11 protein-coding genes are annotated in these 13,877 nt (G+C 70.8%); 4 read left to right on the top strand and 7 right to left on the bottom strand.

The annotated features are described in order from the left end of the window. Nucleotides 1-153: 153 nt before the first annotated feature. Nucleotides 154-561 carry a helix-turn-helix transcriptional regulator gene (locus Q7C18_RS14255; RefSeq protein WP_311025936.1) on the bottom strand — a complete coding sequence of 136 codons (408 nt, stop codon included), beginning with the start codon at nt 559-561 and terminating at the stop codon, nt 154-156. Between the two features lie 78 nt (nt 562-639). Between Q7C18_RS14255 and Q7C18_RS14250 the strand changes: the two genes are divergently transcribed. Next, entirely contained in the window at nt 640-1,779 is a 1,140-nt protein-coding gene (locus tag Q7C18_RS14250; RefSeq protein WP_311025935.1) for a calcium/sodium antiporter, read from the top strand. A gap of 22 nt (nt 1,780-1,801) precedes the next feature. Here Q7C18_RS14250 and Q7C18_RS14245 read toward each other — a convergent pair whose 3' ends face one another. Further along, the gene (locus tag Q7C18_RS14245) at nt 1,802-2,668 is read right to left on the bottom strand and encodes a LysR substrate-binding domain-containing protein (RefSeq protein ID WP_311025934.1); all 867 of its coding nucleotides are present in this window, start codon (nt 2,666-2,668) and stop codon (nt 1,802-1,804) included. Between the two features lie 79 nt (nt 2,669-2,747). Between Q7C18_RS14245 and Q7C18_RS14240 the strand changes: the two genes are divergently transcribed. Next, nucleotides 2,748-3,719 (top strand): EamA family transporter, encoded by a 972-nt coding sequence (locus tag Q7C18_RS14240; RefSeq protein ID WP_311025933.1) that lies wholly within the window; start codon nt 2,748-2,750, stop codon nt 3,717-3,719. Between the two features lie 28 nt (nt 3,720-3,747). Then, a complete protein-coding gene (mfd, locus tag Q7C18_RS14235) occupies nt 3,748-7,389 on the top strand; it encodes a transcription-repair coupling factor (RefSeq protein WP_311025932.1) in 3,642 nt (1,213 codons plus the stop codon). Here mfd and Q7C18_RS14230 read toward each other — a convergent pair. The 5 genes from Q7C18_RS14230 to Q7C18_RS14210 all read right to left on the bottom strand — a co-directional run bounded on the left by Q7C18_RS14230 (nt 7,292) and on the right by Q7C18_RS14210 (nt 12,316). Further along, nucleotides 7,292-8,281, bottom strand: a complete 990-nt coding sequence (locus Q7C18_RS14230) for an acyltransferase family protein (RefSeq protein WP_311025931.1) — start codon at nt 8,279-8,281, stop codon at nt 7,292-7,294. The two genes, mfd and Q7C18_RS14230, sit on opposite strands and share 98 nt — an antisense overlap. 94 nt (nt 8,282-8,375) lie before the next feature. After that, on the bottom strand, nt 8,376-8,651 hold the full coding sequence (locus Q7C18_RS14225) for a hypothetical protein (protein ID WP_070161531.1): 276 nt from the start codon (nt 8,649-8,651) through the stop codon (nt 8,376-8,378). Between the two features lie 65 nt (nt 8,652-8,716). Continuing rightward, complete coding sequence (deoC, locus tag Q7C18_RS14220) at nt 8,717-9,442, bottom strand: deoxyribose-phosphate aldolase (protein ID WP_070161529.1); 726 nt, start codon at nt 9,440-9,442, stop codon at nt 8,717-8,719. A gap of 78 nt (nt 9,443-9,520) precedes the next feature. Further along, entirely contained in the window at nt 9,521-11,350 is a 1,830-nt protein-coding gene (locus tag Q7C18_RS14215) for a phospho-sugar mutase (protein WP_311025930.1), read from the bottom strand. A 99-nt stretch (nt 11,351-11,449) separates the two neighbouring features. Further along, nucleotides 11,450-12,316 carry a purine-nucleoside phosphorylase gene (locus Q7C18_RS14210; RefSeq protein ID WP_311025929.1) on the bottom strand — a complete coding sequence of 289 codons (867 nt, stop codon included), beginning with the start codon at nt 12,314-12,316 and terminating at the stop codon, nt 11,450-11,452. Between the two features lie 62 nt (nt 12,317-12,378). Here Q7C18_RS14210 and Q7C18_RS14205 point away from each other — a divergent pair, with 62 nt between their 5' ends. After that, on the top strand, nt 12,379-13,818 hold the full coding sequence (locus Q7C18_RS14205; RefSeq protein ID WP_070159801.1) for an NAD(P)H-quinone dehydrogenase: 1,440 nt from the start codon (nt 12,379-12,381) through the stop codon (nt 13,816-13,818). Nucleotides 13,819-13,877: the final 59 nt, after the last annotated feature.

Genomic DNA, 13,877 nt, shown 5'->3' with positions numbered 1-13,877 from the left:
CGTTGCAATATCAGCCCGGAGGGCGAACGACGACGATGAGGTCGAAAGTCTCCCGGCGACTGAATGTGTCGCAGATCACATGACGTGCGGCACAGTAGCAGGCGTCATGCGGGAGTAAAAGGTTTCAATGACCGGTGGGTCGATCGCGGCGGCTCAGGCGACGGCGCTGAGGCTGACCACGGTGGAGGCACTGACGTCGCGTGGAGGTGAGCCGGTGTGCGTCCGCAGGTCGGAGACGGGGGCGAAGCCGATGAAGGAGAGCGTGTCGCGGCGCAGCTCGTCAGCGACTTCGAGGGTGAGATCCACCAGTCCGATTCCGAGTGCCCCGGCGATGGCGGCGATCATCTCCGAGGAGGGTTCCTTGCGGCCCCGCTCGATCTCGGAGAGGTACTGCGGGGACAGTCCGGCCTCCGCGGCCAGTTCATGCAGGGTTCGCCCCTGGTGCTTTCGCAGCCGACGGAGGCGGGCACCGAGCACTTCGCGCCACAGCGGCTCCTGCTGCGCAAGGGCTCCCGGCGAGGCGCGTCGCCACGTCGTGCGGTCCCCCTGCTGCTGGCTCATGGCCCCACAGTAGACCGGGCGCTGTGTGGCTCTCCAGGGTTTCTGCCCTGAGCAGATGCTCGAGAGTAGGCTGGACCGGTGAGCATTCTCAGCATTCTTCTGCTCCTGGGCGGCTTCGTGCTGCTCGTCGCCGGCGGCGAGGCGCTGGTGCGCGGCGCGGGGTCGCTGGGCCGCACAGCCGGACTGTCCTCGCTGATCGTGGGGCTGACCGTGGTCTCCTTCGCCACCTCCAGCCCCGAACTGGCGGTCTCCACCGGTGCGGCGCTGACAGGATCCCCCGGTCTGGCCATCGGCAATGTGGTGGGCAGCAACATCGCCAACATCCTCTTCGTGCTGGGGCTCACGGCGGTCTTCGGCGCCTTGACCGTGCGCCTGCAGCTCATCCGCGCGGACATCCCGGTGATGATCGTCTTCTCGGTGCTGCTGGTGGTGCTGGCCCTCGACGGCGGCATCGCCACCTGGGAAGGGGTCCTCCTGCTGGTGCTCCTGGGCGTCTACCTGGTGGCGCTGGTCATCTATGCCCGACGTCAGCGGTCGAAGGGCCGGGTTCCTGCGCTCGGCGTCGAGGAGGAGTGGAGCGAGGAGCCGGGCCCACTCATGCGGGCTCTGCGGGCCACCACGCTGCGCTCGGTCCTCACCGACCTGGTCCTGGTCGCCGTCGGCGTGGCTCTGCTCGTGGTCGGTGCGCAGATGCTCGTCTCGGGGGCCACCGACATCGCCGAGGCCTTCGGAGTCTCTGACCTCATCATCGGTCTGACGGTGGTGGCCATCGGCACCTCGCTGCCTGAGCTGGCCACCAGCATCATCGCTGCCGTGCGCGGCGAGCGGGAGATGGCCGTGGGCAACCTGGTCGGCTCCAACATCTTCAACATCGGGGCCGTGGTCGGAGTGACCGCCCTCGTCGCACCCTCGGGCATCGACGTCGAGGCCGCGGCGATCCACTTCGACATGCCCGTCATGCTCGCCACCGCGCTGGTGCTGCTGCCGCTGGCCTTCACCGGCCAGGCGATCTCTCGCTGGGAGGGTGCGCTGCTGGTCGCCCTCTACGCCTCGTATGTGGCCTATCTGGTGATGGCCGCCTCCCATCACGCCGTGCTGGGGCCGTTCAGCGCGGCCATGGTGTGGTTCGTCCTGCCGGTCACCGCCCTGTGGATCATCGCCCTGGTGGGCTACGAGGTCGGGCTCCGGCATGGCAGGCGCCAGGTGGGGATCGACTGATCAGCCGCCGGGGCGGGCGGGGTCACTCCGGCAGAAGCTCCAACAGCGCCGCAGCGGCCGGGGACGTGTTGAACCCGTCCCAGGCCAGATGCTCGGTGCGCGTCGGTCCGTTCATCACGTCAAGGGTGTGCAGACCCTGGAACTCGTCGTCGAGCGCGGAGGGCAGCAGCGCGACGGCGAGCCGCTGACGCACCAGGCCGAGGATCAGGTCCGCGGTGGTGGACTCAAAGGCCACCTCGCGGGTCAGCCCGGCCTCGGCGAAGGCCAGGTCCGTCTGGGTGCGCCCGGGGGAGTCGGCGGGGAAGTCGGCGAAGCGCTCGTCGGCGAGCTCTTCGAGACGGACCCTCCGGCGGCGGGCCAGCCGATGGTCCGGGGCGACGACGGCCACGTGCCGGTCCCGCGCCAGTTCTCGGGAGCTGACCCCCGTCGGTGACTGGCCGGCCGCCAGCCCGAGGACCCCGATGTCGAGCCGGCCGTGCCGGATCTCGGTGACGATCTCGTCGCTGCGCCCCATGCGCAGGCTCACCGTCACCTCGGGATGGGCCTCGTGGAGGCGGCGGAGCAGGGCCGGCAGATCGACGGCGGTGACGGTGGGGATGATCCCGATGCGCACCGTTCCGCGGATCTCTCCGGCGGCGGAGGCCGCCTCGGCCGCGGCCCGCTCGGCGGCCTCCACGGCTTGGCGTGCCGCCGGCAGGAAGGCCTCTCCGGAGGCGGTCAGCTCGACGCGTCGGCTGCTGCGGGCGAAGAGCCGCACGCCGAGCTCCTTCTCGAGGGCGGCGATCTGGTGGCTGAGGGCGGACTGCACTACGAAGCATGCCCGCGCTGCCCGCGTGAAGCTGCGGTGCTCGGCGACGGCGAGCACGTAGCGGATCTGCTGCAGGTCCATCCATCTATCGTGCATCACGATGGTTGCGATGACAAAGATGTGTTGGACTCATCGATGAGTGCTGGCGGAGGCTGGTGCCATGAACCCCGTCCTGCGCACCACTGTGCTGACCGCCCTGGCCCCCATCGCCTGGGGCACGACCTTTCTGGTGACCACTGAGCTGCTTCCTCCGGACCGGCCGCTCACCGCGTCTCTGCTGCGTGCGCTGCCTGCCGGGCTGCTGGCGCTGCTGATCGCGCAGCGTCTGCCCCACGGGCACTGGTGGTGGCGGTCCCTGGTCCTCGGCACGCTGAACATCGGCGCGTTCTTCCCGCTGCTGTTCCTGGCGGCAGAGCGGCTTCCTGGGGGAGTGGCGGCCACCCTCGGCGCCGTCCAGCCGCTGCTGGTGACCCTGCTGGTGGTCGTCGTGCTCTCCGAACGGCTGTGCCGCTGGCAGTTGTTGTGGGGCGGGCTGGGGGTGGTCGGTGTGGGCATGGTGGTCCTCGGCCCGGCGGCGGCGCTGGACGGGCTGGGCGTGGTCGCCGGCCTGGCCGGGGCCGTCTGCATGGCCTTCGGAGTGGTCCTCACCAAGCGCTGGGGCCGACCCGACGGGGTGGGACCCGTGGGCTATGCGGGTTGGCAGCTCGCCGCCGGCGGCGTCGTCCTGCTGCTCCCCGCAATCCTGGTCGAGGGGCCGCCCACCGGTCTCGACGCCGGTGCGGTGCTCGGCCACCTGTGGCTGGGGCTGGTCGGCGGGCTGGTGGCCTACGGCCTGTGGTTCGACGGACTGCGGCGGCTGCCCGTCACCGCCACGGCACTGTTGGGGCTGCTCTCGCCCCTCACTGCCGCCCTGATGGGTGTGGTGGTGCTGGGCCAGGTGTTCACCTGGACCCAGCTGGGAGGGTACGGCCTGGCGTTGGCGGCCCTGGTCGCCGGTCAGCTGGAGCCGCGACGCCGCGGTCCGTCCCTCACGTCGCTTCCCGCTGAGAGCGGACGTGGATGCCTTGCCGGCGGGCGGCGCAGTATCCTGTGGGAGGCCCATCGGCCACCTGGTCCGGCGACTCTCCCCTGAACTGTCACGAAGCGAGGCGTTCCACTCCATGGCACTGTCCGGTCTGCGCACGGCACTGGCGGCTTCCTCCTCCTATGGGCGGGTCTCCGCCGCGGCCTCGCACCCGGCGGCCGAACGCACCGACGAGCTGCAGATCGCCGCCACCACCGGTCTGCGGCCGGCTCTGGTCGCGGAGATCGCCGCCCGACTGCGCGGCGCGGAGGACACCGGGGTGCTGCTGGCGGTGACCGCCACGGATCGAGAGGCCGACGACCTGGCCACCTCGCTGCGCAGCTACGCCCCGGGGATCGAGGTCGCCCACTTCCCGTCCTGGGAGACCCTGCCCCACGAACGGCTGTCCCCACGCTCGGACACCGTCGGCCGACGGCTCGCCGTGCTCCGGCGGCTCGCCCACCCGCAGCAGGCCGGTCGGCTCGACGTCGTCGTGGCGCCGGTGCGCGCCGTCGTCCAGCCGCTGGTGGACGGCCTCGGCGATCTGGCCCCGGTGCGGCTGGAGGTCGGACAGGAGCATGACTTCGACGACGTCGTCGCCGGCCTGGCCGACGCCGCCTACACCCGGGTGGACATGGTCACCCGTCGCGGCGAGTTCGCGGTGCGCGGTGGAATCCTCGACGTCTTCCCGCCGACCGAGCCCCATCCCGTGCGCGTGGAGTTCTTCGGCGACGAGATCGACCAGATGCGCCGGTTCTCCGTGGCCGATCAGCGCTCGCTGGAGGAGGACGAGCATCCCACCGCCGTGGACGCCGCCCCCTGCCGGGAGCTGCTGATCACCGAGGACGTCAGGGCCCGGGCCAAGGAGCTGCTGCCGCAGATGCCCCACGCCCAGGACCTGCTGACCAAGATCGCCGACGGGCTGGCGCCCGAAGGCATGGAGTCCCTGGCCCCGGTGCTCGTGGACCGTATGGTCCCCCTGGTCAGCCAGCTGCCGACCGGATCACTGACCGTGGTGGTGGAGCCGGAGCGCACCCGCGGCCGCGCCCAGGACCTGGCCGCCACCAATGAGGAGTTCCTCGCCGCGGCCTGGGCCGCAGCCCCCGACGGCGGCGCCGCGCCACTGGACATCACCGCCGCCGAGCAGGAGGGCCTGGCCGCCGGCTCCTTCGCCACGTTGGGCGAGACCCGGGAGGCCTCCCTGCAGCACGGCGCCGGATGGTGGTCGATCACCTCCTTGGGGCTGGACGAGGAGCTCGAGCAGGACGCCGACATCGTCTCCCTCGACTCCCGTGAGCCCATCGGGTATCGCGGCAGCGTGGAGGATGTCATGCAGTTCCTGGCCGAGCGGGCCCGGGACCATTGGTCCGTGGTGGTCACCACCGCCGGGCACGGCTCGGCCCAGCGGGTGGCCGAGCTGCTGGCCGAGCATGAGGTCCCCGCCGAGCTGGTGGAGAGCCTCGAGGAGGCCCCCTCCCCGGGGAGGATCACCGTCACCACTGCGGAGGTCTCGCAGGGCTTCGCCGTGGACCCGCTGCAGCTGGCGCTGCTGACCGAGTCCGAGATGCTGGGACGCTCCATGCGTTCGGGATCCACCGGTTCGCGGCGCATGCCGGCCCGTCGTCGTCGTCACGCGGTGGACCCGCTGGCCCTGAAGCAGGGCGACTACGTGGTCCACGAGCAGCATGGCATCGGCCAGTTCGTGGAGCTGGTCCAGCGGCGTGTGGGCTCTCCGCAGGCGGTGAAGGCCGGCACCGCCGGGATCCGCGAGTATCTGGTCCTGGAGTACGCCCCCTCCAAGCGCGGAGGGCCCAAGGACCGCCTCATGGTGCCCACCGACCAGCTGGACCAGGTGTCCCAGTATGTGGGAGGGGACGCCCCGAGCCTGTCCAAGATGGGCGGCAGCGACTGGGCTCAGACCAAGAAGAAGGCCAAGCGCGCGGTCAAGGAGATCGCCGGCGAGCTCATCCGACTCTATGCGGCGCGCATGGCCTCCCGGGGCCACGCCTTCGGCCCGGACACCCCCTGGCAGGGGGAGCTGGAGGACGCCTTCCCGCACCCGGAGACCCCCGACCAGCTGACCACCATGGAGGAGGTCAAACGGGACATGGAGCGAGAGGTGCCCATGGACCGGCTGATCTCCGGCGACGTCGGCTACGGCAAGACCGAGATCGCGGTCCGGGCGGCGTTCAAGGCCGTCCAGGACGGCAAGCAGGTGGCCGTGCTGGTCCCCACCACGCTGCTGAGCTCCCAGCACCAGGAGACCTTCACCGAACGGTTCGCCGGCTTCCCCGTCACGGTGAAGGCGCTCTCTCGCTTCCAGACGGCCAAGGAGTCCCGGGAGATCATCGCCGGGATCGCCGCAGGCGACGTCGACGTCGTCATCGGCACCCATCGTCTGCTCTCCAAGGAGGTCCAGTTCAAGGACCTGGGGCTGGTCATCATCGACGAGGAGCAGCGCTTCGGCGTCGAGCACAAGGAGGCGCTGAAGAAGCTGCGCACCAATGTGGACGTGCTGGCGATGTCCGCGACCCCGATCCCCCGCACCCTGGAGATGTCCATGGCCGGGATCCGGGAGACCTCCACCCTGGCCACCCCGCCGGAGGAGCGGCACCCGGTGCTCACCTATGTGGGGCCGTTCACGGACAAGCAGGTCTCGGCGGCCGTCCGCCGTGAGCTCATGCGCGAAGGGCAGGTGTTCTTCGTGCACAACCGCGTCTCCTCCATCGAGGCGACTGCGGCGAAGGTGCGCGAGCTGGTGCCGGAGGCTCGCGTGGAAGTGGCCCACGGCCAGATGAGCGAGTCCCGCCTGGAGCAGATCATCCAGGACTTCTGGGAGAAGCGCTTCGACGTGCTGGTCTCCACCACGATCATCGAGACCGGCCTGGACATCTCCAACGCGAACACGCTCATCGTGGACCGCGCCTCCACCTACGGGCTCTCCCAGCTGCACCAGCTGCGCGGCCGGGTGGGCCGCTCCCGGGAGCGCGCCTATGCCTACTTCCTCTACCCGGCGGAGAAGCCGCTGGGAGAGGTCGCCCTGGAGCGGCTGAAGGCCGTGGCGGCGAACAACGAGCTCGGCGCCGGACTGCAGCTGGCCATGAAGGACTTGGAGATCCGCGGGGCCGGGAACCTGCTCGGCGGCGAGCAGTCCGGACACATCGCCGGGGTCGGCTTCGACCTGTACCTGCGCCTGGTGGGGGAGGCGGTGGCCGACTACCGCGGCGACGCCGAAGAGAAGATCACCGAGGTCAAGATCGAGCTGCCCATCAACGCCCACCTCCCGGAGGAGTACGTCCCGGGGGAGCGGCTGCGGCTGGAGGGCTACCGGAAGATGGCGGCCGCGGACACCGAGGAGAAGATCACCGAGGTGGTCACCGAATGGCAGGACCGCTACGGGGAGCTGCCCCAGGCAGTGCAGAACCTGGTGGAGGTGGCCCGCCTGCGGAACCGCGCCCGGGCCGCCGGGATCTCCGACATCGGGGTGCAGGGGAAGTTCATCCGCTTCGCCCCGGTGGAGGAGCTGCCCGAGTCTCGTCAGATGCGCCTGGAACGCCTGTACCCGGGGTCTCAGATCAAGTCGTCGCTCTCAGCGGTGCTCCTCCCGCGGCCCACCACCGCCCGGGTGGGTGGCCAGGACCTCACCGACGAGGCGCTGCTGAGCTGGCTGGAGCAGGTGTTCGAGGCGATCTTCGCGCCGGCAGTCCGGTCAGGTACGGCGACAGCGGCGTCCGGTTGACCAGCACCCCCAGGGCCCAGCACAGGGCCAGCGCCAGCGCTGTGCGGGTGAGGGGCTCCTCGATGCCGAGCCAGCGCAGCGCCAGGTAGAGGACGAGTGCGTGCGCGAAGACCACCAGGGTTCCGGTGCGCACCAGCTCGGAGATCACGGTCACCGCAGAGGGGAGGCGGCGCAGCACTGCGTCCACCCGCGTGGAGAAGATCAGCACCATCCCGCAGCAGATCAGGATCGCCAGCATCGGCGAGAGCAGGTACGTGCCGAAGCCGGACCATTTCATGTTCATGGTCTCCGCGCCCAGCACGACGCCGCCGAACCCGACGATCAGGCAGAGCACCCCTACCGGCACGGCGCGGGGGATCCTCCAGAAATGGCGGCGGAACCAGTAGCCGGCCAGCATGTAGGTGGTGCACGCCGGCACCAGTCCGATGCCCAGCAGGGTATAGGCCATCCGGGACTCCGGGATCTCCGCCAGGGTGAGGCCCACCAGCGCGACGACGACGCCCACCCACCAGGGCAGGGCCACCAGGATACGCAGCAGCAGGGCGGCGAAGAACATCACGGAGATGAACCAGAACGCCAGGAACGGCATGTCAGTGGAAGCGCCGCCGGCCAGCGCCCCGGAGATCACATACTCTCCGAACGGCCACGGCGTGTGCTCCATGGCCCACACCGCACCGAGCAGGATCAGGAACCAGGTGAGGTACGGGGTGGCCAGGGTCCGCCAGCGCACGGCGACCTCACCGGAGAAGGTCCGGGAGGTGGAGAAGAAGAACCCGGCGAGGAAGAAGAACAGCGGCATGCGCCAGATCTGCAGATATTCCTCGCCGGGGATGCCCGGATAGGCGTGTCCGATGACGACGGCGGCCACGGAGATGACCCGCAGCAGATCCACTCCGATGTTGCGTTCGGAGGCGCGATCGGAGCGGGCGGGTGCCGTGGGGTGTGCCGTCAGGGTCTCAGCGGTCTCTCAGCGCGGGGCAGAGCGGTCAGTGGGCCTTCGGCTCGACGGCATCGCCGTGCTCACCGTGCAGGTCCTGGTGCTCCAGCGAGTCCGACCGTCCGATGACCTCCTTGGCCACGAAGAAGGCCAGGGTCCACAGGGCCATGAAGGACAGCCCCGGGATCCAGGCGTTCTCCAGGCTCCAGAAGCCGATGGCCACCACTGAGCCGACCAGGAGGCCGAACACGAAGAGGAAGGCGATGAGATTGCCGACGAGGTTGCCCTGGCCGGAGTAGGCCTTGACCTTGCCGTTGCTGATCATGTGGTGGTTCCCCCTGAGGAAGTCTTCATGGCCCCGCTGGGCGGCCAGTGGTCGATGTCCGCTGCTCAGTAGCTGGCGTCGGCGCCGGCTGCGGACGTCGTGTCGTCTGCTCCCACGATATCAAGAGAGGAGCTCGCGCCGATGCGTGTTGCCCCCGCTGAGACCATCGCGACGGCGTCCTCGTAGGTGCGCACACCGCCGGAGGCCTTGATGCCCAGGCGGCCTCCCACGAGCCGGTGCATCAGGGCGATGTCCTCCGCCGTGGCCCCGCCGCCGGCGAAGCCCGTGGACGTCTTCACGAAGTCCGCGCCCGCGGCCTCAGCAGCCCGGCACACGAGCTCCTTGGCGGACTCGCTGAGCAGGGCGGTCTCGAGGATGACCTTCAGGGTGGCGCCCCCGGCGTGCGCCGCCTCGGCGATCGCCCGGATCTGGGACTCGACCGCTTCGGCGTCACCGGCGTTCGCCGCGGCCATGTCGACCACCATGTCGATCTCTTCGGCGCCGGAGGCCGTCGCCTCCTGGGTCTCGGCGACCTTCGCCGCCGTCGTCGTGGCGCCGAGCGGGAAGCCGACCACGGTGCAGGTCCTCACCGGGCTGTCGTCCAGCAGCTCCACGACCAGCGGCACCCAGCGCGGGTTCACGCACACCGAAGCGAAGCCGTGCTCGCGAGCCTCGGCGGCCACACGGCGCACCGTGGACTCGTCGGTCTCCGGCTTCAGCACGGTGTGGTCGATCAGGCCGGCCATGTCGCGGGGGGCGGGGACAGGGGCGCCGTCGGGCGTGGTGCTCATGGGTCTCTCCTGCGCGGGTGTCGCTGAGGTCGTGTCTCGGCGGGTCGGCCGAGGGATGGTGGATGCCGTCTGCGGCGGTCAGCCGAGAAGCCGCTCCATGCTCTCACGGAGCTCGCCCAGCCGCGCAGCGGCACGCTGCCGTGCCTCCGCGATGGCCTCGGTGGAGGAGTCGACGCCGGGAGTGTCGGCCACGGCCTCCAGATAGCACTTGACCTTGGGCTCGGTCCCGGAGGGCCGCACGATCACGCGATCGCCCTGCGCGGTCAGGTAGATCAGGGCGTCGGTCACGGTGGCCTCGTCGAGGACACCGCCGGGCAGCGGGTCCCGGGTCAGGTCCAGGGCCTCGACGACGGCGGCCCCGGCGATCTCGGCCGGCGGCTCCGCCCGCAGCCCCGCAGTGACCTCGCCCAACTGGCTGAGGTCGTCCACCCGGATGGTCACCTGGTCGGTGACGAACACCCCGGCCTCGGCGGCGATCTCGTCCAGGGCGTCGACGGCCGAGCTGCCGCGGGCCTTGAGATCGGCGACCAGCTCCGCGAAGATCAGCGCCGCCGAGACGCCGTCCTTGTCCTTGACGTGCGTCGGATCGACGTTGAAGCCGATGGCCTCTTCGTATCCGAAACTCATGTGCTCCACCCGGGCCAGCCACTTGAATCCGGTCAGGGTGGCCGAATGGCCGACGCCGCGGACCTCGCAGAGCCGCTCCAGCAGCCGGGAGGAGACGATCGAGTTGGCCATCACCGGCGCCGCGCCGTCCGCGGCGCCCCGCAGCGGACCCCGGCGCAGCAGATGGGCGCCGAACAGCGCCCCCATCTCGTCGCCGGAGAGCTGCCGCCACCGGCCCGTGGCGGGGTCGACGACGGCGGCGGAGAGCCGGTCGGCGTCGGGGTCGTTGGCGAGCACCAGGTCGGCGTCGTGCTCGGCGGCGGCCTGCAGGGCCAGGTCCAGGGCGCCGGGCTCCTCCGGATTGGGGAAGTCCGCGGTGGGGAAGTCGGGGTCGGGGTCGAACTGCTCGGCCACCGGGACCACGCGGGCGAAGCCGCCCTTGCCGAGCAGCTCGGTGACCATCTCTCCGCCCACTCCGTGCATGGCGGTGTAGACGACTGTCAGGTCCCGGTGCGGGAACTCCGCCGGATCCAGGAGCTCCAGAGCCTCCTCCCGGTAGGCGGCGCGGGCGTCGTCGTCGATGGGCAGCGTGCCCTCGGGCATCTGCGGGGCCGCCGCCGGCCGGACCTCCAGGTCGCCGGCGAACTCCTCGGCCACCACGGCGGCGATGGTCGCCGCGATCTGCGTGTCCACCGGGGCGGTGATCTGCGCTCCGGCACCGCGGCCGTGAGGCTCCAGCAGGCGGGACAGCACGCCGCCCAGATAGACCTTGTAGCCGTTGTCTCGGGGCGGATTGTGGCTGGCGGTCACCATCACACCCACCGAGGCGTCCCGGACCAACACCTGACGAGCCAGCAGGGGAGTGGGGCCCGGCCGGTCGAAGGCGTGGACCTCCCAGCCGGCCGCCGCGAAGATCTGGGCGGTCTCTGCGGCGAACTCGTCGGACTGGTGGCGGGCGTCGTAGCCGATCACGATCCGCCGCGCGCCCGCGGCGTCGCCGTCCGCCTCGGCCAGCTTCTCCTCGGCGTGCCGCAGCAGCCCTGCGGCGGTCTGCCGGACCACCAGCCGGTTCATGCGCAGCGGGCCCGGGCCGAGTTCGGCACGCAGCCCGGCGGTGCCGAACGCCAGCCGACCGGCGAAGAGTCGGGCCAGCTGGTCGGCCGCCTCGGCGTCGGAGCCCTCGGCCCGGGTCAGCAGGGAGCTGAGCTCTCCGCGGGTGGCGGGGTCCGGATCCAGCTGGATCCAGCGGCGGACGGTGCTGCGCAGCTCGTCCTTGACAGTGACGTTCGTGGTCTCCGGCACTCGTCTCAGCTCCTCGGTCGTGGGCTCACCCTGGTGTCCAGCGGGTGGGTCCAGCTTATCCGGGCGCGGCGGCGAGCACGACGGGAGATCCAGCCCTCCTCAGTCCTCCAGGGATCCGGCGATGATCTTCGCCAGCAGCGAGGCGATGCGCGGGGCGGCTTCGCGTCCGGCGTCGAGGACCTCCTGGTGACTCAGCGGCTCGTCGGAGATGCCGGCGGCCAGGTTGGTGACCAGGGAGATCCCGAAGACCTCCATGCCGGCGGCCCGTGCCGCGATCGCTTCCAGCGCGGTGGACATGCCCACCAGGTCGGCGCCGATGATCCGGGCGTGCTGGACCTCGGCGGGGGTCTCGTAGTGCGGGCCCGGGAACTGCGCGTAGACGCCCTCGGGCAGCGCAGGGTCGATCTGCCGGGCGATCTGCCGGATCCGTGGGGAGTACAGGTCCGTCATGTCCACGAAGTGCGCCCCGCGCAGCGGGGAGGTCGCCGTGAGGTTGATGTGGTCCTTGATGAGCACGGGAGTCCCGGGCGCCCAGTCCGGGTCGAGTCCGCCGCAGCCGTTGGTCAGCACCATGGTCCGCGCCCCGGCCGCTGCCGCGGTGCGCACTCCGTGGGCCACAGCGTCCACGCCGCGCCCTTCGTAGTAGTGGGTGCGGGCGCCCACCACCAGGATCGTGGCGCCGGCGGGCGTGCGGAAGACCTTCAGGGTGCCGGTGTGGCCGGAGACCCCGGAGACGTGGAAGCCGGGGACGTCGTCGGCGCTGATCTCGGCGATCTGCTCGCCGAGCTGCCCGGCGGCCTCGCCCCATCCGGAGCCCAGGGTGCAGGCGAGGTCGAAGGCGTCGACGCCGGCGCGTTCGAGCAGGACAGACGCCGCCTGTTCGGCGAGCTTGTTCGCCGGGGCGGTCGGGTCGTTGGTGGGGGTCAGGTCGGGCTCATGGGCCACGTGCTGCATGTTCTCGCTCATCGACACCAATCTACCTGGGCGGTCCCCCGGCCAGCTATGAAAACCCCCGACGAGTCGGCACAATGGTCCCCGTGACTTCACCTGACTTCCGCACGCACTTCGCCCCTGACCGTGTTGCGATCCTGGGCGGCGGCCCGGGCGGATATGAGGCCGCGCTCGTCGCCGCCGACGCCGGGGCCCAGGTCACCGTGGTGGAGGACAAGGGGCTCGGCGGCTCGGCGGTCCTCACCGATGTGGTGCCGTCCAAGACGCTGATCGCCACCGCCGATGCGATGCGTCGGGTCAACGCCTCCACCGCCTTCGGCGTCCGCTTCGGAGACCACAGCAGCGACGCCTATGAGACCGAGGCCTGGGCCGACATCTCCAAGGTCAACGAACGTCTGCTCAAGCTCGCCCATGACCAGTCCCGGGACATCCAGGCCTCCCTGGAGGCCATCGGGGTCACGGTCATCAGGGGCCGCGGTCGACTGGTGCCGCCGCATCACCTCGAGGTCACCACTGCCGGCGGGGAGACGCAGCTGGTGGAGGCCGACGCCGTCCTGGTCGCCACCGGGGCGCACCCGCGGGAGCTGCCCAGTGCGCAGCCCGACGGCGAGCGGATCCTCAACTGGACCCAGGCCTACAACCTCACCGAGGTGCCCGAGCACATGATCGTGGTCGGCTCAGGCGTGACCGGTGCCGAGTTCGCCTCCGCCTACCGGCGCCTCGGGGCCGGGGTCACCCTGGTCTCCTCGCGGGACCGCGTGCTGCCCGGTGAGGACGCCGACGCGGCCCGCGTGCTGGAGAACTCCTTCGCCCGGGTCGGCGTGCAGGTCGCCTCCCAGTCCCGTGCCGAGGCGGTGGAGCGCACCGCCGAGGGAGTCCGCGTCACCCTGACCGACGGCAGCGTGCTCGAGGGCTCCCACTGCCTGATGGCCGTGGGCGGGATCCCCAACACCGAGGACATCGGACTGGCCGAGTGCGGGGTGGAGACCGCCGAGTCTGGGCACATCCTGGTGGACAGCGTCTCCCGCACCACCGCGAACAACGTCTATGCCGCGGGCGACTGCACCGGGGTCATGCCGCTGGCCTCCGTGGCCGCCATGCAGGGCCGGGTGGCGATCTCCCACATGCAGGGCGACGCCGTGAAGCCCCTGAAGCTGCACCAGGTGGCCTCCAACGTGTTCACCTCTCCGGAGATCGCCACTGTGGGGGTGACCCAGGAGCAGGTGGACTCCGGGAAGTATCAGGCTGACGTCGTGAAGCTGGACCTGGCCACCAACCCGCGGGCCAAGATGACCAACGTCAAGGACGGCTTCGTCAAGATCTTCTCCCGCAAGGGTTCGGGCACGGTGATCGGCGCCGTCGTGGTCGCCCCGCGCGCCTCCGAGCTGATCTTCCCGCTGGCTCTGGCGGTCACGCAGAAGATCCACGTCGACGACGTCGCCGCCACCTTCACCGTGTACCCGTCGCTGTCGGGCTCCCTGGCGGAGGCGGCCCGCCGCCTGCACGTGCACCTGTAGCACCCGGCCCGACGGGTCCGCTGCCCGCGCCTCGCCTGATCAGCGCGCGATAGCATGCG

This window comes from Nesterenkonia sp. CL21 (assembly GCF_031705515.1).
GTDB lineage: Bacteria > Actinomycetota > Actinomycetes > Actinomycetales > Micrococcaceae > Nesterenkonia > Nesterenkonia aethiopica.
The sequence above is the reverse complement of the archived record's forward strand: the minus strand, read 5'-3'. Positions and strand labels throughout refer to the sequence as shown.

Coding starts and splice junctions, on each gene's coding strand:
- Q7C18_RS14255 (WP_311025936.1), bottom strand. CDS start 561: ATGAGCCAGCAGCAGGGGGACCGCACGACGTGGCGACGCGCCTCGCCG.
- Q7C18_RS14245 (WP_311025934.1), bottom strand. CDS start 2,668: ATGGACCTGCAGCAGATCCGCTACGTGCTCGCCGTCGCCGAGCACCGC.
- Q7C18_RS14240 (WP_311025933.1), top strand. CDS start 2,748: ATGAACCCCGTCCTGCGCACCACTGTGCTGACCGCCCTGGCCCCCATC.
- mfd (WP_311025932.1), top strand. CDS start 3,748: ATGGCACTGTCCGGTCTGCGCACGGCACTGGCGGCTTCCTCCTCCTAT.
- Q7C18_RS14225 (WP_070161531.1), bottom strand. CDS start 8,651: ATGATCAGCAACGGCAAGGTCAAGGCCTACTCCGGCCAGGGCAACCTC.
- deoC (WP_070161529.1), bottom strand. CDS start 9,442: ATGAGCACCACGCCCGACGGCGCCCCTGTCCCCGCCCCCCGCGACATG.
- Q7C18_RS14210 (WP_311025929.1), bottom strand. CDS start 12,316: ATGAGCGAGAACATGCAGCACGTGGCCCATGAGCCCGACCTGACCCCC.
- Q7C18_RS14205 (WP_070159801.1), top strand. CDS start 12,379: ATGGTCCCCGTGACTTCACCTGACTTCCGCACGCACTTCGCCCCTGAC.